Origin of the sequence: Bacillus sp. FSL R9-9410 (assembly GCF_038050385.1) — a bacterium.
GTDB lineage: Bacteria > Bacillota > Bacilli > Bacillales > Bacillaceae_G > Bacillus_A > Bacillus_A cereus_U.
Genome location: NZ_JBBOTV010000001.1, coordinates 300,563 through 321,026, shown reverse-complemented (window position 1 = coordinate 321,026; position 20,464 = coordinate 300,563). Strand labels below are relative to the sequence as shown.

The window sequence follows — 20,464 nt, the reverse complement described above, 5'->3', positions numbered from 1 at the left end:
TCCCCCCTGTATTACTTATTACGTTTAATATAGTCTAATAAACGTTCAATATCCCATGTGTTAATCACGTTATCTTTTTGAATCCAACCTTTACGCGCTGCTGCTACACCTGTTTCCATATCTTCTAACATTTCAAGTGTATGGGCATCCGTATTAATCGCTACTTTTACACCAGCATCTTGTGCTTGTTTTAATAATTTCGCACTTAAATCTAAACGGTTTGGATTTGCATTTAATTCTAAAACTGTATTTGTTTCTTTTGCGAGCTGGATTAATAAATCTGTATCTACATCGTAACCCTCACGGCGCCCAAGAAGACGTCCTGTCGGATGGGCAATCATTGTGACATGCTTATTCTCAAGTGCAGTACGAAGTCGTTTCATAATCGTTTCACGGTCTTGTGAGAAGCTAGAGTGAATAGCTCCAATGACATAATCTAGTTCTGCTAATACTTCATCGTCAAAATCAAGTGTTGCATCTGGTAAAATGTCCATTTCGATTCCGCGCAAAATTGTAATGTCTGGATACTTTTCATTCATACGTTCAATTTCTGTCGCTTGCTCGCGAAGACGCTCTTTCGTTAAACCGTTCGCTACTTTCAAGTATTGCGAGTGATCAGTAATTGCCATAAATTTATACCCACGAGCACGACATGCTTGTACCATTTCCTCAATTGAAAAAGCACCGTCACTCCACGTTGTATGCATATGTAAATCACCCTGTATATGAGAGAACTGAATTAAGTTCGGATACTCTTTAATTAATTCAATTTCTTTTCCATCTTCACGCACTTCTGGTGGGATGAATGGAAGGCCAAAGTGGGCGAAGAATGCTTCTTCTGTTTCGAATGTTTTCACTTCACCTGTCTCTAAGATTTCCACACCGTATTCACTAATTTTCTCGCCTCTATCTTTCGCGATTTGGCGCATTTTCACATTATGATCTTTTGATCCTGTGAAATGGTGAAGAGTTGTAATAAATTCTTCTGGTTTTACTAAGCGAAAGTCAATTGAAATATCATATTCATATTGAAGACGAACAGATACTTTCGTATCTCCACTTGCAATCACTTCAATCATATTATCAAATTGTAGTAAATGTTCACGTACTACTGCTGGCTCTGTCGTTGCAATGATGAAATCTAAGTCCTTCACTGTCTCACGAACACGGCGCAAACTACCAGCGCGTGAGAAGCGAATTACTTCAGCAACATTCGACAATTTCTCCTCTATTTCCCCGGCAATAGGCAATACCATCGCAATTGGTAAACGCTCTGGACGAGAGCCTACTTGATCAATTGCTTCTAATATTTTCTCTTCTGTTTTCTTACCGAATCCCGCTAAAGCTTGTACTTTATTTTCTTCACAGGCCTTTTGCAATGTTTCCATATCAATAACACCAAGCTCTTTATACAACTTCGCTACTTTTTTGCCACCAAGCCCTGGTAATTTTAATAGTGGTAATAAACTGCTTGGCACTTCTTTTTCAAGTTCTTGTAGTACTTCAGATGTTCCCGATTCTATATATTCTTGAATAACTGCTGCCGTTCCTTTTCCGATACCTGGAATCTTTGTGAAATCTTCAATTTCAGAAAGACTACGGTCATCACTTTCTAGCGCTGCCGCCGCTTTACGGAATGCAGATATTTTAAATGGATTTGCGCCCTTTAGTTCCATAAACAGGCCGATTGTCTCTAGTAATTTGATAACTTGTTTTTTATTCACTTTCATCATTGCCCCGCCTTTCTTTCATAGAAAAAAACTTCTCTTTCCGAAAAAAGAGAAGTTACACTCTGCTACCTGTCTGCCATAGTTCCTTCACCTTTTCAGAAAGAATCGGTGTATCGTCTACAATTATTTTGCTAATTGATGATTTTTGTAATGGTGTTTGTATTTGTTCAATTGGAAGAATTGATCCAACAATAATTAAGACAAACAGAATGATATACACTTCTAAAAAGCCAAGAAGTGCCCCAGCAACCGCATTGACTTGCTTTAAAACTGGGATTTCTGCAAACATATTCAGTAAATTACCAAGTAGTGAAAGTGCGATTTTTGTAATAATAAATAATACGATAAACGCAATTGCTTGATAGAAGACACCCTCAATATTATTCGCATCTATCCATTCTGGAACAGAAACATTCTTATCAAATGGATACGGAATAATTTTCGCAAGTGCTGGCGCTAAATCTTTACAATACCAGTATGCAACGAGGTATGCGATAATAAAGCTTGTTAACTTTACAAGTTGCAAAATAAATCCTCTGCGTAAACCGAGGAAGAATCCCATAACAAGCAATAAAATGATAATAATATCAATCATGTTTATTCAATTCCTTTTTGTGTCATACTTTCTTTCAATTTCTCATGTTCTTCTTTTAATTTTATGTAATCGTGTATGACGTTTACCGCCGTCAATACCGCTAGTCTACTCGTATCAAGCGAAGGATTCTTGGCATTGAGTTCGCGCATTTTATCATCCACAATCGCTGCTACCATGCGGATATGACTTGTACTTTCATCGCCAACAACTGAATATTGTTGACCATATATTTCTACATTAATTCGACTTTTATTTCCCTTTTGTTGTGACAACTCACCGGCCTCCAATCACGTACAGAATCCTAAAGTTTATCATACCATGAACCATCATAATATGGAAACAGAAAGAACAATCCGATATCATAAAAATAACAACATAAAAAAGGAGCGACCATTTTGTCAAATTCTATCGTAATACAAACAAGTTCTACAGTAATTGAAGACATGAAACAACAATACAAACAAGCACTTAGCCCCAAAATTCCGCAAGGCGGTATCTTTATGGCAAAGGTTCCATCTTGCACAATTACAGCTTATAAATCAGGGAAAGTGATGTTTCAAGGTGGACGTGCTGAAGCAGAAGCTTCTCGTTGGCAAACCGTCTCTCAAACACCAAAATCAGCTGTAAAAAAATCGGTCAATTCACATCGTTATGCGCCGCCCGCTTCCATCGGCACAATGTCTATTTTAGGATCAGACGAAGTAGGTACTGGTGATTATTTCGGACCGATGACAGTAGTTGCTGTATATGTGGATGCGAAGCAAATTCCACTTTTAAAAGAACTCGGTGTAAAAGACTCCAAAAACTTAAATGATGCTCAAATTGCTGAGATTGCAAAACAACTCCTTCACGTTGTTCCTTACAGCTCCCTCGTTCTTCATAATGAAAAATATAACGAGCTATTTGATAAAGGAAACAACCAAGGTAAACTAAAAGCTTTACTACATAACAAAGCAATTACAAACTTACTAGCGAAAATAGCACCTACCAAACCAGAAGGCATCTTAATCGACCAATTTACACAGCCTGATACATACTATAAATATTTAGCGAAACAAAAACAGGTACAACGTGAAGATGTTTACTTCGCTACAAAAGGAGAAAGTGTCCATTTAGCAGTAGCTGCTGCTTCCATTTTAGCTCGTTACTCATTCGTAAAACAATTTGATGAACTAAGCAAAAAAGCTGGTATGCCACTTCCAAAAGGTGCTGGTAAACAAGTTGATATTGCCGCTGCTAAATTAATTCAAAAAGTCGGTAAAGAAAGACTACCTGAGTTTGTGAAAGTGCATTTTGCTAATACAGAGAAGGCGTTTCGGTTACTGAAAAAATAACTACTTTTTAGTATCGACAGGATATGGATGAACTAAACAAGGCGAAAAGAATTGAATTCTTTTCGCCTTTTATGAATGAAAAATGGATAAATAGGATCTCACACGTTCCTATTTTCGCCGCACTTCTTCTGTATATCTATATATTTAAATTTAATCTGATATATATTCATTTACTATTCACCTAAAAAAGAGAGTCTCCATGACTCCCTTTTTATGTTTAACTTCGTTTCTGCTTCTTATTTGATGAAGGTACTTTATAAGAACCCGTTTCATGCGTAGTCGTTCCTTGTCCTTCCACTTCCGGAGAACCTAAGCTTGATCTAGAATGGTCTGTTTTCACTTTCTTACTCATTACAATCACCCCCAAGATTACTTTTCACTTAAGAGTAAAAAACTATTCAGCATAACCATCTGAACATATACTGGCTACTCTTTTATCCTCCTGTCTGTTTTTCACTAATGTCCCATAGACGTTTTGCGGCATCCTTATCCAAGGCAGCTTCAGACATTTTTCCTATTTGCTTATCGGCATAGTAATAACCACTATGATCAGTAAATTCAGTTGATTCTGCTAGCCATATTAGAGTTTCAGCACCTTTCTCGGGTGTACGAGAGAAAGGTTTCATTGCTGCCATAGTTAAGCGAGCAACTAGACCATTGTCCTGGTTGAAATTCGTAGCCACTAGCCCTGGATCGAAGCTGTATGCACTAACACCCGTCCCCTCCAACCGCTTTGCCAATTCAGCGGTAAATAAAATATTTGCTAGTTTTGATTGAGCATAACGCATTGTAGGACCACCCATGAATTTCTTAACACCACGATAAAGTTGTTCTGCATCTAAATCACCGAAATCAATTCCCTTTTTAGCCATTTTGTGACCGTGAGATGCGGTGGTGATAACACGAGCAGGAGCACTTTCTTTTAAACGCTCCAACAGCAAATTAGTGATTAGGAATGGACCTAAATGGTTAACCGCCCAAGTCATCTCCAAATCGTCCTCTGTAAGCTGCCTTGTTTGAAATAAAGCACCAGCATTATTCACTAATATATCTATTCTCGGACACCTTTCCAAAATATCAGTAGCTACCCGGCGTATAGATTGTTGGGAAGCCATATCAGCTAAAAATAGATCTATCATCACATCCCCATTCGTTACATCCTTAATTTGAGCAATAGCAGCATTCGCTTTTTCCTCGTTACGTGCAATGATTCCTAGTTTGGCACCGCGCTCTGCAAATGCCTTAGCTGCCGCTAATCCAATACCACTTGTTGCACCAGTAATCACCACATACTTGTCATGCAGTGTCCACTTTGTATGACTTGGAATCTCCCCCATTGTACAAAAACCCCTTCCCTTGCCCATAAATATTTCATTCGTTTTACTATATGTGAGATATGAACGAACCTATGAACAACATTTTTCCAAACAAAAAAAGCGAGAGCAGTTGCTCTCGCTTTTTTCATCTTAAAACTCTGAAGAACCTGGAGTTCTTGGGAATGGAATTACGTCACGGATGTTAGCCATACCAGTGATGTACATTAGGAAGCGCTCGAAACCTAGACCGAATCCAGCGTGTTTTGTACCGCCGTATTTTCTAAGTTCTAAGTACCACCAGTAGTCCTCTTCGTTCATACCTAATTCTTTAATTCTGTCTACTAAAACGTCCATTCTTTCTTCACGTTGGCTACCGCCGATTAATTCGCCGATGCCAGGAACTAGAAGGTCAGTAGCTGCTACTGTTTTACCATCTTCGTTCATACGCATGTAGAATGCTTTAATGTCTTTCGGATAGTCAGTTACGAATACAGGGCGTTTGAAGATTTCTTCTGATAAGTATCTTTCGTGCTCTGTTTGTAAGTCAATACCCCATTCTACTGGGTATTTGAATTCAGCACCTGATTCTTGAAGTACTTTAATTGCTTCTGTATAAGTGATGCGACCGAAGTCAGAGTTGATCACGTTGTTCATGCGCTCTAGAACTGTTTTATCAACGAAGCTGTTGAAGAAGTCCATTTCTTCTGGTGCATGCTCTAGTACGTATTTCATTGCATATTTCAGCATATCTTCTGTAAGATCCATTACATCACCTAATTCAGCGAATGCAATCTCAGGCTCAACCATCCAGAACTCCGCTGCGTGGCGAGTTGTGTTTGAGTTTTCTGCACGGAATGTAGGTCCGAATGTGTACACATCACGGAACGCTAACGCATAAGCTTCAGCATTCAGCTGTCCACTTACTGTTAAGTTTGTTTCTTTGCCGAAGAAGTCTTTTGATTCGTCAACTTGTCCGTCTTCACCTTTAGGTACGTTATTTAAATCTTGCGTTGTTACGCGGAACATTTCGCCTGCACCTTCTGTATCACTACCAGTGATAATTGGTGTGTGAACATGTACAAATCCACGCTCTTGGAAGAATTGGTGAATTGCAAATGCTGCGATAGAACGCACGCGGAATGTTGCAGAGAATGCATTTGTTCTTGGACGTAAGTGAGCGATTGTACGTAAGTATTCAAACGTGTGACGCTTCTTTTGAAGTGGGTAATCAGAATCTGATAAGCCCTCGATATCAATTTTTTCTGCTTTAATTTCAAATGGTTGCTTCGCTCCAGGTGTTGCAATTACTTTACCTTCTACTTTAACTGAAGAGCTTAGTGGAAGCTTTGCAATTTCTTTGAAGTTCTCTAATTCTGTATCGAAAACGATTTGAACACCTTTGAAGAAGCTACCGTCGTTTAATTCGATGAAACCAAATGCTTTTGAATCACGTAAGTTACGAATCCAACCTGATACTTGTACTGTTTGATCTGCGTATTTATCTGTATCTCTATACAGACTTTTTACTAATGTGTTTTCCATAGTAAAATTCTCCTTTACTCATATATTTAAATACAAAAAAACCTTTCATCCATAAAGGGACGAAAGGTTAAACTTCGCGGTACCACCCAATTTGTCATAAAGACCAACTTTAACTCGTATGTAATACATACTTCCCGGTTTGTAACAGGCCGGATTCCCGTCTAAGTCTACTCTTGAATACAAGTTTCAATTTCGGTTAGCAACTCCAAGGTGTTCTTCACATATACCGCCTCATCAGGCTCTCACCGCCCCTGACTCGCTTTGGATTATAGTATATACTACTTTTCCTTATCATCGTCTTTCATTTTGTTAAACTAAAATTAATGTACTACATTCGAGGGAAAGATGCAAGATGCCAAAAAATATATCAGCGATTTTCGCAATATATCGACCGTAACTCCAAATATATCGGCGATTTTTGTAATATATCGACTTACCGACATTTTCCGACAATCGTGCCATAAAAAATTGCCGGACTTAATCCGGCAATTTCTCATTACTTACGTAACTCCGCACCAAATTTCTCTTCTACCGCTGTTAATACACGGCTATGTGCTTCTGTTACTTCTTCGTCTGTTAATGTACGTTCTGCATCGAAGTAGTTCATAGAGAATGCAAGTGATTTCTTGCCTTCTTCCATTTTTTCACCTTCGTATAAGTCGAATAGTGTTACTTCTTTTAGAAGTTCTCCGCCAGCTTCAGCAATGACTTGCTTCATTTCACCAGCTTTTGTTTCTGTTGTTACTACAACAGCCATATCACGTGTCATAGATGGGAAACGTGGAATTGCTGAGTAGTAAGTTTCTTCAGCGTCTGTACCGAATACTTTTGCAAGAGATAATTCAAATACGAATGTATTTTTCACATCTAATTGTTTTTCTGTTTCCGGATGCAATTGACCGATGAACCCGATTGCTTCACCATCTAATACGACGTCAGCTGTACGGCCTGGGTGCATACCTTCACGTTTTGCTGGTGCATAAGTGATTTGGTTTGCAACGCCAAGTACATCGAATAATCCTTCTAACACACCTTTAACAACGAAGAAGTCTACAACTTTCTTCTCACCTTGCCATGCATGGTGAAGAGCAAGACCTGTCATAACACCTGCAAGATGTTGTTCTTCTTTCGGAAGTTGACCTGCTTCTGTTGGTAAGAAGATAGAACCTACTTCATATAAAGCAACGCTGTCGTTTTTGCGTGCAACATTGTATGAAACTGCTTCTAACAATTGTGGCACTAAGCTTAAACGAAGTTGGCTACGCTCTTCGCTCATTGGAAGCGCAAGATTGACAGGAGCTTTTTCGTTCGGCTCAACCATATATTGTTTCGCTTTGTCAGCGCTTGTTAATGAATATGTGATTGCTTCATATAAACCAGCACCTTCTAGGAAGCGGCGTACTATACGACGTTTCGTTTGTGCTGATGTTAATTTACCACGTGTCATCGTTCCAGATGGTAATGTAACTGGAATGTGATCATAACCATACAGACGACCTACTTCTTCTACTAAGTCTTCTGAAATTGTAATGTCAGGACGACGTGCCGGTACATTCACATGGAATGTTCCTTCTACTTCTGTGAATGGGAATTTTAAGTTTGTGAACATTGTACCCATTTCACTCGCAGAAATATCTGTACCTAATACACGGTTTACTTTTTCAGCAGTAACAGATACTGTACGTTCTTGTACTTGTAAGTTATCAGCTTCTACTACACCTTCAAGTGCTTCTCCGCCAGCGTATTTTCCCATTAAAGCAGCTGCATGTTGAATCGCTTCAAATGTACGTGTTGGATCGATTCCTTTTTCAAAACGTGCACTTGATTCGCTACGAAGACCTAAATCTTTTGATGTACGGCGCACGGTTTGACCTGCAAAGTATGCAGACTCAATTAGAACGTTTACTGTCTCGCTATCAACTTCAGAATCCGCCCCGCCCATTACACCAGCAACAGCTAAAGCTTTTTCACCGTTTGTAATAACAAGGTGGTGGCTTTGTAATTTACGCTCTTGATCATCTAATGTTTGAATCTTTTCGTCTTCTTTAGCTAGACGAACAACGATTTCTTTTGAACCTAATTTATCGTAATCGAATGCATGTAACGGTTGACCGTATTCCATTAAAATGTAGTTTGTAATATCAACTACATTACTAATTGGACGAATGCCAGCTGCCATAAGGCGAGTTTGCATCCACATTGGTGATGGACCAATCTTTACGTTCTTCACCATTTTTGCAATGTATAACGGGTTTTCTTCTTTCGCTTCTACACTTACAGAAATGTAATCAGCTGTTTTTTCTGCTGATTCTTGTAAGCTGATAGCTGGAAGCTTCACTTCACGGCCGTAAATAGCAGCTACTTCATATGCAACACCTAACATGTTTAAGCAATCTGCACGGTTTGGTGTTAAACCAAGCTCAAGCACTTCATCATGTAAGTTTAAAATTTCAAGTGCATCTGCACCAACTTCAGCATCACTTGGGAAGATGAAGATACCGTCTGCATATTCTTTCGCAACGAATTTCCCATCAATACCAAGCTCTTGAAGAGCACAAACCATACCGTGAGAAGCTTCCCCGCGTAGTTTTGCTTTTTTAATTTTGAAGTTACCAGGAAGTACAGCGCCAACTTTTGCAACTGGTACTTTTAAACCTTTTGCAATATTAGCAGCTCCACAAATAATTTGAACTGGCTCTTCTTCACCAATATCGATTAAGCATTTGCTTAATTTATCAGCTTCCGGGTGTTTTTCACATTCTAATACGTGACCAACTACAACACCTTTTACACCTTTATTTAATACTTCAACACCCTCTACTTCAATACCACTTTTCGTGATTTTGTCTGCTAGTTCTTGTGCTGTTACATCTTTAATATCTACATACTCTTGTAACCAACGATATGATACGAACATATTTATCCTCTCCTTCCCTTACGCTCGTTTGAATTGTTGTAAGAAACGTACATCATTTGTATAGAAATGACGAATGTCATCTACGCCGTATTTCAACATTGCGATACGCTCTGCGCCCATACCGAATGCGAAACCTTGATATTCTGTTGAATCATAACCAGCCATTTCAAGTACGTTCGGGTGAACCATACCTGCTCCTAAAATTTCGATCCAGCCAGTCCCTTTACAAGTGCCACAACCTTTACCGTGACACATCATACAAGAAATATCCATCTCTACAGATGGCTCTGTGAATGGGAAGAAACTTGGACGAAGACGGATTTCACGATCTTCACCGAACATCTTTTTCACGAATACTTGCAGTGTACCTTTTAAGTCACTCATGCGAATGTTTTTATCAATTACAAGACCTTCAATTTGCATGAATTGGTGTGAATGCGTCGCATCATCGTCATCGCGGCGATACACTTTACCAGGACAAATAATTTTAATTGGTCCTTTTTCTTTATTCTTTTCCATCGTACGTGCTTGCACAGAAGATGTATGTGTACGTAGTAACGTTTCTTCTGTAATGTAGAATGTATCTTGCATATCACGCGCTGGGTGATCTTTCGGTAAGTTCAATGCTTCGAAGTTGTAGTAGTCTTTTTCTACTTCTGTTCCTTCAGCTACTTCATAACCCATACCGATGAATACATCTTCAATTTGTTCAACAACTGCTGTTAACGGATGGTGACAACCTGTTTCAACAGGACGACCTGGCAGTGTAACATCAATTGTTTCAGTAGCTAATTTCGCCTCAATTACTGCTTTTTCTAAGTTGCCAATTTTGTCTTCTAAACGCGTTTGAATCGCTTCACGTACTTCATTTACTAATGCTCCCATACGTGGACGCTCTTCTGCTGATAATTTTCCCATGCCGCGTAATACTTCTGTAATTGGACCTTTTTTCCCTAAATACGCTACGCGTACGTCGTTTAAGCCCTTTAGCTCTTTCGCTTCTTCAATAAGCTCTAACGCTTTTTGCTTTAGCTCTTTTAAACGTGCTTCCATTTGGAACCCTCCTAATTTTAAAAATAAAAAAACCCCGCTCCCAAAAAGGGACGAGGTAAATTCGCGGTACCACCCTAAATTGACAGAACAAGTCTGCCCACTCATTAGTTATAACGATCAATTCTGACCGGAACGCCTTTACATATAAATGGTCCTGGCGTCAACTCCAGAGGTGAATTCACTTCCATCTACCATAAGAATGCTTTCAGTCTACGGCACTCTCTCCCTATATGGCGATTTTGCAAGCTACTCTTCTCTATCAACGTTTTTCGTTATTTAACTTTTATTGTATGTTCATTACGAACATATACTTCAACTTATTATAAGAAGTTTTTTATTTGTTCGCAACTGGGCTTTGTAAATAATACGTTAAAATCCCTGCTGCGACCGCAACATTTAATGATTCTGCCCCGCCGTAAATCGGAATATACAAGTTTTGATCACTTTTCGCAAGAATTTCTTGGCGTACGCCGCTTCCTTCATTTCCTACAATTAATGCAAAACTTCCGGCCGGTGTTACTTCACCAAATGGAACTCCATTTTCAAGAGCTGTTCCATATACAGGGACGTTATTTTCTTTTAACTTGTCTACCCACTCTTCTAAGTTCCCTTTTACAACCGGTAAGTGGAAAATAGAACCTTGTGTAGATCGTAGTACTTTACTATTATAAACATCAACGCACCCTTCTCCAAGCACAACGGCATGAATACCAGCTGCATCAGCTGTACGAATAATCGTTCCCAAATTACCTGGGTCTTGAAGGCCGTCTAATAAAAGAAATTTCCCATCCGTAAGAGCTACTTCTTTCTCATGTTTCTCACAAACAGCAAATACGCCTTGCGTTGTTTCTGTTTCGCGAAGTATTTTTACAATTGCTTCAGGCACAATATACATTTCAACATCATTAACTGTCCAATCTTTCGGAAGATCTGTCTGATCTGAAACGATAAGTTCTGTTACAACTCCTGCCTTTAACGCTTCCTCTACTAAATGGAATCCTTCTACAAAAAATAACCCTTTGTTATCGCGCTCTTTTTTCGTCTGCAGCTTTTTCCACTGCTTCACACGCGGGTTTTGTACTGAATCAATGTTTTTCATAATATGTATTTCCCTCTCTTCTTGTCTTATCATTATAGCCTATTTTTCATACATATTTACATAAAAAAGAACAAAAACTAACGTCAGTTTCAATTCTGAAGAAGAGGTGAAGATAATGAGTTTTAATTTACGCGGCGCTGTATTAGCGAATGTATCTGGAAATTCACAAGACCAATTACAAGAAACGATTGTCGATGCAATTCAAAGCGGTGAAGAAAAAATGCTTCCAGGTCTTGGCGTTTTATTCGAAGTCATTTGGAAAAATGCTGATGAAAATGAAAAACACGAAATGTTAGGAACACTGGAGCAAGGTTTAAAAAAATAAGCAATAAAAGGTCACCTTAGAAAAAAAACTAAGGTGACCTTTTATGTCTATAAATTTTTTCTTCTCCTAAACATTTCTACTTTACTAACGCTGATTGATGGAGTACAATGTTCAAAATACATTTAAACCGATCGATTTTTCTTCATATACATCATTGGATAAAAGGAGTGAATGTTTTATGCACCGTATTACGCTTGAACAAATTTTTAAACATCACATTACACAAAAATATGTAAACCGTTCTGGAATGGTCCACGCGATTGCTGTCGCTTACCATGCGTTTCACTTAGCCAAAAAGCATCACGCCTCAGTCGATGCTGCGACAAAGGCTGGCTTCCTTCATGATATCGGACATCATACGTGGTACACAGGCGGCGAATGGGACTATGACTTGTATAAAAAGAATGATATACATGCGATTAAAGGGGCAGAAAGATCTCATAAATTGCTTATTAGATTAGGAGAACATCCGAAACTAGCAAAAGAAATTTCTGTTGCAATTCTTCTGCACACTGATTCTTTCCTACTAGAACAAACACTTGAAAGAACACCTCTACAAAACGTTATTAAGTGGGCGGATGAAGCCGATGAAGAGCCAGGCGGCGCACATCATTATAGAACGATTTCTTATGAAAAAGCATTGAAAGCAATTCAGCAATTAGACCGATTGGTAGAGCGTGAATTACAAATAGAGCAAAAGAAATCGAATGACAAGGCAGAACATAGTTATCAATGAAAAAGAGGCATCACTACAGAGTGATACCTCTTTTATTATTTTACGAAAAATACACCTTTATATGTAATATTTAAATATTACATCCGAAAACAAAATACTTTATAATTAAATATACAAATATAAAGAGGTGATTTTACAAATGCAATCCGCTACACAACTTTCTAATGAACAGAAATACTCTATGTCATGGGGACAATTTATTAGCTCCGTTTTATTCGCTTTTTTCGGAACCGGACTTATTACTGTGTTCCTCGCAATGCCCTTAACAATTTATACAGCCGGTCTTACAAATAAAAAACAAATTGCCCTGTATGAATCTATTGCAAATACTGCAAGTATCGTATTACAACTAGCCGTGTTGTTATTCTTCATTTTTAAATTTGAACCCGCAAAAAAATTATTACTACAATCCTTTAACTTTACACCACTTAAAAAATGGCGCACATACGCATACTTACTTCTTTTCTTCACTATAAACATCGCGCTCAATCATATCTTGTTGAAATATGTGTTCCAAGACGCAACAAAGCAACAAGCTTCCGCACTAAATTTAGACGTTTTTGAACAGTATCAAATATTACTACTTATCAGCTTTGCGATACTCACCCCAATTTTCGAAGAACTTATTTTCCGTGGTTTTTTACTTCGCTTCTTCTCTGAACGCTTTCCATTTTGGATTGCAGCAGTTGTAACCAGTTTCTTCTTTGGTATTGCTCATACATACTCACTCGGAGTAATGGTAATTACTTTCTTCACGGGGTTATTGATGGCTATTTTATGTAAAAAAACAAATTCCATTATTCCAGCTATGTTACTTCATATTATGAATAATATGTTGGCATTCTTGAGTTAAAAAGAGGTATCATTGTGATACCTCTTTTTACTCTTTTATCACAACTTCAAACTCTTCTTCTGTTAACACTTTTCGATAATTCGTTTTCTTTTCTCCCTCTTCACCAGAAGTTAGGACAGGCGTTAGGATAATTTTCGTTACACTATCTTCTAGTTTTTCAAATCGCCAATAACTATTTTTCGATAATGTAAGGCCTGAATGTGGTATTAACTCTTTTCCATCTTGATCTTTTGCGATAAATTTCACCTCTAATTTTGTTCCATTCAACATTTTATAATTCAACTTCATAGATATAGGAGAAACTTTTAAATCTTCCACTTCTATTTTTTGACCATTTTCCAATTTAAAATGTTTATGGATTGGGATTGTTTTCGTTTCAGCTTTTAATTTATCTCCAGATGCTTTGAAGGAAAAGCCCCATTCTCCTTTCCATGTTGAATTTTCCTCTTTTAAAGAAATATCTCTATATACAACTTGTATATCACATTCTCCTCGAATTTCTAGAGGATTCATTTCATCATCTTTTAAATCTATATTTGAGAAAAATGTATACGTGTACTCATTTATTTTCTTTTCCCCGCCACTACCGCTACCATTTAACAGTTTTCCGTTTATATAAATATCAGGGCTAGGATAAGAACCATCTAAATTGATACGACTAGACTTAAACGTACTATTAACAATAATCTGTCCCTCATCTATGATCACCTCATCTAATCGTACTTCTACACCGTTATCATAAACTGTTTGTCCTATTGTCGTTTTATACTCTTTTAAAGGTTCTCCTCTACTGTTTACGTAGTCTTCCATTTTGCTTCCGATTAACGGTATATCCGCAATCATCCTTCTCATATCTACAGTCATCATCATGATAAATAATGCCGCAGCCGATGTTAGAATAGCTACATTCCGTTTCGTATGAACTTTATTCTTTTTTATTTTTTTACGAATTCGCTTTTTTATTTTCTTTTTCTCTATGTGAGTTAAGTTAACTGCTTCATATTCATTCTCGTCCATTTTTATATCATTTAACATTTCATATGGATCTTTCATTTTCTTCACCTCTTTTCTTATTTATTTCATTCGGTTATGTAAAAATAAAGCCCTTAACTTCTTTCGACCTCTCGATAAACGATTGTATACAAAAGAAGTTTTCACCCCCATCTTTTCTGCAATGTCTTCTACACTATCTTCTTCCACGTAATGCTTCATAAAGATGTCTTTATCGTTCTTCTTTAAATGATCTAATATCTGTTCCATATCATTACTAATTTCATTTTTAGTAGTATCGGTATGCATCGCTATTTCACCTATTTGGTCTAATCCTTTTTCATTTACTGCCTTCGCATATTTCCTCGCATAATCGATAGATTTATATTTTGTAATGGCTGCAATCCAATTTTTTAATGTATTTTTCTCTTCATCATACTTTTCAATATGATTCCAAATCGCGAATAACACATCATCCATACATTCCTCTTGCACATCTTGAAAAGCAGCTAAATGCCTCTGAATAATACTTTTTATAAGTCCCCCGTACTGGTCGATAATAAAGTATAATGCTTTTTCGTTCCTTTTCCTTAGCTGATTAGCAACGTTATCTTCTGTAATTTTCATATGCCCCCTCCTCTCTAACGTGCTCTACATCTATTAATTCGTATCGTTACTACTTATTTCTATCAAATTATATATATTTATTAATAATATCCAAAATAAAAAAGCAGGGAAATTAATTCCCTGCTTTTCTATTTGTTTTATTGCCGGATGGTAAGAAGAACGATAACACCCAAGCAATCCCTGCTAATATTGTTGCAATTAAGAAGGCATCATTAATACCATTAATTGCAGATAGCTTTGAAATTTGTCCGAATAATAGTTGCGTGCTCATCGCATCTCCTGCTTGAGCTGATCCAGCAACTGCAGCTAGGCTTTGGCCCATGCCGTGTACTTTATCAACTAAAATTGGGTTTGACGTTGTTAACATATTGCCGTAATCCGCTACGTGAGCAGTAGTTTGTTGCGTCATAAGCGTGATTAATATCGCTGTTCCAATTGAACCAGCTACTTGTCTTGACGTATTTTGCGTTGCTGTACCGTGAGAAATTAATTTCATCGGCAGTGCATTCATACCAGCTGTCATAATTGGCATCATAATGAATGACATACCAATTGAGCGTATAATATAATCCGTCATAATAACGCTATACGGTGTATCCATCGATAACGTTGTAAATTTGTATGTCGCAAATGTTGTAATGGCTAATCCGACAATTGCTAACGGACGAATACCATACTTATCAAATAGTTTACCTGCAACTGGTCCCATAATTCCCATAATTAATGATCCTGGAAGTAATAATAAACCTGATTCCATCGGTGTAAAACCGCGAATGTTTTGCAAGTATACTGGAAGTAATAACATACCTCCGAATAAGGCCATCGTTACAATCGCGTTAATTACTAATGTGAAAGTGAACGTCGGATATTTAAATACTTGTAAATCAAGCATTTTATTGTCTGTTGTTAACTCTCTCCAAATAAATACCGCTAAACCAATGACACCAATGATAAGTGTTATAACAACTTCTGCACTAGTCCAACCATTATTTCCAGCTTCACTAAATCCGTAAAGTAAGCTACCTAGTCCAATACTTGAACTAATAACACCGAATACATCTAACTTAGTTTTAGACACTGGCTGGGCTAGTGTAAAGAATTTTAAAGATAAGAACGTAATAATTAAACCGATAACAAACATCCCATAGAACATTAAGTTCCAGCTATAGTTTTCAATTACCCAACCTGTTACAGTTGGTCCGATAGCTGGTGCTAAAATCATCGCTACCCCTAGTAATCCCATAGCTGCTCCGCGCTTATGAGGAGGGAATAATGTCATGAAGATATTCATACCAACTGGCATTAAAATACCTGCACCAACCGCTTGAATAACGCGGCCTGTCATCATCATTGTGAAGTTTCCTGATATAGCACAAATGATAGATCCTACAGTGAAGAATAACATTGCTGCTATGAATAATTTACGATACGTAAACCGTGAAACTAAAAATGCACTAATCGGTACTAAAATTCCGTTTACAAGCATGAAGCCTGTAATTAACCATTGTGCTGTTGAAGTTGATACGTTAAATTCATTCATTAATGGAGGCAGTGCAACATTAATGATCGTTTGGTTTAAAATAGAAACGAACATACCGAGAATTAATACAGCTACAACTGCCTTTACATTCACATTCTCTACCGGCAATTGTCTCTTCAGCATTTCTTTTTCCTGTTTTACTTGCTCTTGCTTCCCTGTTTCTAATTCCACTACGTTAGAAGCTTCTGTTTCTTGTTTTTGTTCAAGTTCTTTCTCTACTGTTTCTGCTTGACTTACTTCTATCTTACTTACGGCTGGGACTTGTTCTTCTCCCACATTCGTTTTTTTCTTTCGTAAAAGACGATTTATAAGGAAGAAGACGATTATACAAAATAGTGCATATCCTACAATTGCAATTGAGGACATCTCATCTCCCCCTTACTTATGAATACGAACTGACACATTCATTCCAGGAACAATATTTACTGATTTACTATGATCTAAAGAAATTTTAACTGGTACAACTTGCTTTACTTTCGTATAGTTCGCTGTTGCGTTACTTGATGGTAACATCGAGAATGTATTCGCTGTTGTTAATCCAACTTGTTCTACTTTTCCTGTCAATGTTGTATCTGGATATGCATCTACATACACATCTACTGTTTGGCCTTTTTGAACATCATCAATATTTGTTTCTTCAATATTTGCTGTTACCCATAAATTGCTCATATCAAATGCATAAGCAATCGGGCTACCTGCTCCAACGAATGCATTAGTTGTTGCATTTGATTGTACAACTGTTGCATTTTGCGGAATCGTTACATCTACTGTTTGCTCACCATTTGCTCCTGCTACAGTAACCGCACCTAATTTATCGTTCTCATTGTAGTTTTTTCCGACTTCAGCTTTCCAGTCCGTTAACTTACCTGCTACTGGTGATACAATTGGGATTACTTTCCCGTCAATCTTTGCATTTTCTGTTTTTAAATAGTTTTCCGCTTGATTGTAATAGTAATAACCGCCAATACCGCCGCCAACTAATACAATTAATGTGATAATGTTGATAATTACCATTCTTCGAAACTGATTCATTGCATTCCTCTCCTTATATCGCATATAATTTTTTTCTAAACTATTTACATCCTTAGTGTTTATATTGTTTAATTGTTAATTATATTAACCTTTAAACAAAAAAAGCACACCTTTTACGACGCAAACTATGTTTTGTCTGCATCCTAGCGGTGCTGATTTCTAAAGGACTATCGTTTATAATTATAAATAATTATCCCAAATCTACAACCAACAATTTAAACATATATGTTGGTTAAACAACATTACACTACGCGTGTGTTGTTTAAGTTAAAAAAATTAAACGAGGTGAAGTAAAAATGTCTATTAAAAATACAAATGATCCACGTGTAAAACGAACGAGACAACTCATACAGGATGCTTTTGTCGCTTTAGTAGGCGAAAAGGGCTTTGAAAATGTAACTGTGCAACATATCGCGGAACGTGCTCCTGTAAATCGTGCTACATTTTATAGCCATTACCATGATAAATATGATTTATTAGAAAAAAGCATAGAAGAAATGTTAGAAAAACTAGCTGAAGTAATTAAACCACAAAAACGAAATAAAGAAGATTTTCAGCTCACATTTGACTCACCACATCCAACCTTTTTAGCTTTATTTGAACATATAGCAGAAAATGTGAACTTCTATAACGTTATGCTTGGTGATAAAGCCGCTGGAAATTACTCTTATAAAATGATGAAAACAGTCCAAACACATTTAACATTAAGCTTATCTATTTCACAGCCTGATGATGAAGAACTCATGGTTCCTCGTGACATTCTTATTAGTTATGTTACAGGGGCTCATATCGGAATGATTATGTCATGGTTAAAAAGAGGCATGATTTATACCCCGCATTTCATGGCAATGCAATTAACTCGCTTAATTATTTTAGGCGCTCATACTGCAGCAGGATTAGAAAGGCCATTTTAAAAATGAAAAAAGCGAAGGAAATTACCCTTCGCTTTTTTCTATTAATTAAATGTAATGTTATGTACAGCCTCTTTATCAAGACGTTTAATAACTTCTACAATTAACTTCACTGCGTTTTCATAATCATCACGATGTAACATCGCTGCATGAGAATGAATGTAGCGTGTCGCAATCGTAATTGCCATAGACGGAATACCATTTACAGAAATATGAATTGCTCCTGCATCCGTTCCCCCGCCCGCTACAGAATCATACTGATATGGAATTTGTAATTCATCAGCAACATCAACAACGAAATCACGTAAACCTGTATGACCAATAACAGAAGCATCATATAGAATGATCTGTGGGCCATCACCCATTTTACTTTGTGCTTCTTTTGCTGTTACACCTGGTGTATCCCCAGCAATACCAACATCTACAGCGAATGCGATATCTGGCTTAATATAGTTTGCAGACGTTTTCGCACCACGAAGACCAACTTCTTCTTGTACAGTCCCAACGCCGTATACAACGTTTGGATGCTTTTCATCTTTTAATTGTTTTAATACGTCAATTGCAATTGCACAACCAATTCGGTTATCCCATGCTTTTGCAAGTAACATCTTTTCATTCTTCATCACTTGAAATTCGAAGTACGGTACAACTTGATCTCCTGGTCTTACGCCCCACTCCATCACTTCTTCTTGGCTAGAAGCACCAATATCGATGAACATATCTTTAATGTCAACTGGTTTTTTACGAGCTTCTGGAGGTAAAATGTGCGGTGGTTTTGAACCAATTACACCTGTTACATCTCCTTTACGCGTTACAATCGTTACGCGCTGTGCAAGCATAACTTGCGACCACCAGCCACCAACCGTTTGGAAACGAAGGAAGCCTTTGTCATCAATTTGCGTAATCATAAAGCCAACTTCATCTAAATGACCTGCAACCATAATCTTTGGGCCGTTTTCTTCCCCAACTTTTTTCGCAACTAAACTTCCTAAATTATCAGTAGAAAGTTCATCTGCAAACGGCTCAATATATTTCTTCATTACTTCACGTGGTTCACGCTCGTTACCCGCAATACCGCGTGCGTCTGTTAATTCTTTTAGCATTGTCAATGTCTCGTCTAATTTTATCATTGCCAACACCCTCCTTTTTCTTCAGTCACTTTATTATACAAAAGGAAATTGAAATATTCAAAAATTAAATTAGTATCCTTGTGTTTGACGCTGATGATTTACTTCATTTTTATCTAAATATGCTTTTTCAATTTCTTCTTGTTCAAATTCAAGCGCTTGTCCAAGGCGAAGATAGCTTGTAAATAGTTCAATATAGTTCGTGATAGAAGGTTGATCTGTAAAACGAATCACTTTCGCATATGTGTCTAAGAAAATTTCCACTTGTGTTTTATTCGTTTGCGCACATTTATAGAATAAGAAGTTTTTATCAATTCCTAAATCGATTCCGATTGATAAAATAAAATGCAAACCATCTACGTATTCTTCTAATATTACTTCACGTTCTGACGCTGGTTTATTGCTCCAATATTTAAAACAACGTGTTTCATTTGCAAGTTCTCCAATTTCTACAAGAAGAGCTAACATTTTTTCTTTTAACAATTTCTTCGGTTGTAAGTCATGCTCTTTCACAATACGGTCATCTAACTCTTTTTGTAATTTAAATAGTTGTAGTAAGTCCATTCTATTGTCCTCCTCCAACATCGCATTTTCCGCAACAATGTTGTTTCATCTCAAAGTTCATTATTATTTTTCGTTTCTTATTAACAAGTCAGCTACCTACATCTTTATAAAGATAGCTTGTCCTTAATTTGCAAATACGTTTCAATCATCACTCACAGATTGTTCACTTGATG

At 37.2% G+C, this 20,464-nt stretch carries 20 protein-coding genes and 2 other annotated features; of the genes, 5 read left to right on the top strand and 15 right to left on the bottom strand.

The window, feature by feature from the left end:
• Positions 1 to 11: 11 nt before the first annotated feature.
• From polX to zapA, 3 genes are read right to left on the bottom strand one after another with little or no spacing between them, the layout of a single operon-like run.
• Positions 12 to 1,730 carry a DNA polymerase/3'-5' exonuclease PolX gene (gene polX / locus MKX77_RS01765; protein WP_341305655.1) on the bottom strand — a complete coding sequence of 573 codons (1,719 nt, stop codon included), beginning with the start codon at positions 1,728 to 1,730 and terminating at the stop codon, positions 12 to 14.
• Positions 1,731 to 1,785: 55 nt separating this feature from the next.
• Positions 1,786 to 2,325 carry a CvpA family protein gene (locus tag MKX77_RS01760; protein WP_002015450.1) on the bottom strand — a complete coding sequence of 180 codons (540 nt, stop codon included), beginning with the start codon at positions 2,323 to 2,325 and terminating at the stop codon, positions 1,786 to 1,788.
• A gap of 2 nt (positions 2,326 to 2,327) precedes the next feature.
• On the bottom strand, positions 2,328 to 2,597 hold the full coding sequence (gene zapA / locus MKX77_RS01755) for a cell division protein ZapA (protein ID WP_002112165.1): 270 nt from the start codon (positions 2,595 to 2,597) through the stop codon (positions 2,328 to 2,330).
• Between the two features lie 123 nt (positions 2,598 to 2,720).
• Here zapA and rnhC point away from each other — a divergent pair, with 123 nt between their 5' ends.
• Positions 2,721 to 3,659 (top strand): ribonuclease HIII, encoded by a 939-nt coding sequence (gene rnhC, locus MKX77_RS01750; RefSeq protein ID WP_204208444.1) that lies wholly within the window; start codon positions 2,721 to 2,723, stop codon positions 3,657 to 3,659.
• Between the two features lie 217 nt (positions 3,660 to 3,876).
• Here the strand turns inward: rnhC and MKX77_RS01745 are convergent, their stop codons facing one another.
• The 6 genes from MKX77_RS01745 to MKX77_RS01720 form a co-directional block, all read right to left on the bottom strand.
• Positions 3,877 to 4,011, bottom strand: coding sequence for a YuzL family protein (locus tag MKX77_RS01745; RefSeq protein ID WP_002112167.1), 135 nt, complete (start codon positions 4,009 to 4,011; stop codon positions 3,877 to 3,879).
• Between the two features lie 82 nt (positions 4,012 to 4,093).
• Positions 4,094 to 4,996, bottom strand: a complete 903-nt coding sequence (locus tag MKX77_RS01740; protein ID WP_085312480.1) for an SDR family oxidoreductase — start codon at positions 4,994 to 4,996, stop codon at positions 4,094 to 4,096.
• A 129-nt stretch (positions 4,997 to 5,125) separates the two neighbouring features.
• Positions 5,126 to 6,517, bottom strand: a complete 1,392-nt coding sequence (asnS, locus tag MKX77_RS01735; protein WP_002034242.1) for an asparagine--tRNA ligase — start codon at positions 6,515 to 6,517, stop codon at positions 5,126 to 5,128.
• A gap of 52 nt (positions 6,518 to 6,569) precedes the next feature.
• Positions 6,570 to 6,821: a binding site (T-box leader), on the bottom strand.
• A gap of 192 nt (positions 6,822 to 7,013) precedes the next feature.
• On the bottom strand, positions 7,014 to 9,434 hold the full coding sequence (gene pheT / locus MKX77_RS01730; protein WP_341305654.1) for a phenylalanine--tRNA ligase subunit beta: 2,421 nt from the start codon (positions 9,432 to 9,434) through the stop codon (positions 7,014 to 7,016).
• Between the two features lie 18 nt (positions 9,435 to 9,452).
• Positions 9,453 to 10,487, bottom strand: a complete 1,035-nt coding sequence (pheS, locus tag MKX77_RS01725) for a phenylalanine--tRNA ligase subunit alpha (RefSeq protein ID WP_016106312.1) — start codon at positions 10,485 to 10,487, stop codon at positions 9,453 to 9,455.
• 43 nt (positions 10,488 to 10,530) lie between these two features.
• Positions 10,531 to 10,759 (bottom strand) — a binding site (T-box leader).
• A gap of 62 nt (positions 10,760 to 10,821) precedes the next feature.
• Positions 10,822 to 11,619 (bottom strand): TrmH family RNA methyltransferase, encoded by a 798-nt coding sequence (locus MKX77_RS01720; protein WP_341305653.1) that lies wholly within the window; start codon positions 11,617 to 11,619, stop codon positions 10,822 to 10,824.
• A gap of 82 nt (positions 11,620 to 11,701) precedes the next feature.
• Between MKX77_RS01720 and sspI the strand changes: the two genes are divergently transcribed.
• The 3 genes from sspI (at position 11,702) to MKX77_RS01705 (ending at position 13,500) form a co-directional block, all read left to right on the top strand.
• The gene (gene sspI / locus MKX77_RS01715; RefSeq protein WP_000009511.1) at positions 11,702 to 11,911 is read left to right on the top strand and encodes a small acid-soluble spore protein SspI; all 210 of its coding nucleotides are present in this window, start codon (positions 11,702 to 11,704) and stop codon (positions 11,909 to 11,911) included.
• 178 nt (positions 11,912 to 12,089) lie between these two features.
• Positions 12,090 to 12,647 (top strand): HD domain-containing protein, encoded by a 558-nt coding sequence (locus MKX77_RS01710; RefSeq protein ID WP_078179653.1) that lies wholly within the window; start codon positions 12,090 to 12,092, stop codon positions 12,645 to 12,647.
• A 139-nt stretch (positions 12,648 to 12,786) separates the two neighbouring features.
• The gene (locus MKX77_RS01705) at positions 12,787 to 13,500 is read left to right on the top strand and encodes a CPBP family intramembrane glutamic endopeptidase (RefSeq protein ID WP_341305652.1); all 714 of its coding nucleotides are present in this window, start codon (positions 12,787 to 12,789) and stop codon (positions 13,498 to 13,500) included.
• A gap of 27 nt (positions 13,501 to 13,527) precedes the next feature.
• Here the strand turns inward: MKX77_RS01705 and MKX77_RS01700 are convergent, their stop codons facing one another.
• The 4 genes from MKX77_RS01700 to MKX77_RS01685 all read right to left on the bottom strand — a co-directional run bounded on the left by MKX77_RS01700 (position 13,528) and on the right by MKX77_RS01685 (position 17,689).
• A complete protein-coding gene (locus MKX77_RS01700; protein ID WP_341305651.1) occupies positions 13,528 to 14,553 on the bottom strand; it encodes a DUF4179 domain-containing protein in 1,026 nt (341 codons plus the stop codon).
• Between the two features lie 21 nt (positions 14,554 to 14,574).
• On the bottom strand, positions 14,575 to 15,117 hold the full coding sequence (locus MKX77_RS01695; RefSeq protein WP_341305650.1) for a sigma-70 family RNA polymerase sigma factor: 543 nt from the start codon (positions 15,115 to 15,117) through the stop codon (positions 14,575 to 14,577).
• A gap of 112 nt (positions 15,118 to 15,229) precedes the next feature.
• The gene (locus MKX77_RS01690) at positions 15,230 to 17,023 is read right to left on the bottom strand and encodes a DHA2 family efflux MFS transporter permease subunit (RefSeq protein ID WP_341305649.1); all 1,794 of its coding nucleotides are present in this window, start codon (positions 17,021 to 17,023) and stop codon (positions 15,230 to 15,232) included.
• Between the two features lie 12 nt (positions 17,024 to 17,035).
• Positions 17,036 to 17,689 (bottom strand): HlyD family secretion protein, encoded by a 654-nt coding sequence (locus MKX77_RS01685; protein WP_215554363.1) that lies wholly within the window; start codon positions 17,687 to 17,689, stop codon positions 17,036 to 17,038.
• Between the two features lie 296 nt (positions 17,690 to 17,985).
• Here MKX77_RS01685 and MKX77_RS01680 point away from each other — a divergent pair, with 296 nt between their 5' ends.
• Positions 17,986 to 18,603, top strand: a complete 618-nt coding sequence (locus MKX77_RS01680; protein ID WP_002067422.1) for a TetR/AcrR family transcriptional regulator — start codon at positions 17,986 to 17,988, stop codon at positions 18,601 to 18,603.
• 41 nt (positions 18,604 to 18,644) lie between these two features.
• Here the strand turns inward: MKX77_RS01680 and MKX77_RS01675 are convergent, their stop codons facing one another.
• Both MKX77_RS01675 and MKX77_RS01670 read right to left on the bottom strand, forming a co-directional pair.
• Entirely contained in the window at positions 18,645 to 19,730 is a 1,086-nt protein-coding gene (locus MKX77_RS01675) for a M42 family metallopeptidase (protein WP_002160270.1), read from the bottom strand.
• Between the two features lie 69 nt (positions 19,731 to 19,799).
• Positions 19,800 to 20,291 carry a dUTP diphosphatase gene (locus tag MKX77_RS01670; protein ID WP_000365057.1) on the bottom strand — a complete coding sequence of 164 codons (492 nt, stop codon included), beginning with the start codon at positions 20,289 to 20,291 and terminating at the stop codon, positions 19,800 to 19,802.
• Positions 20,292 to 20,464: the final 173 nt, after the last annotated feature.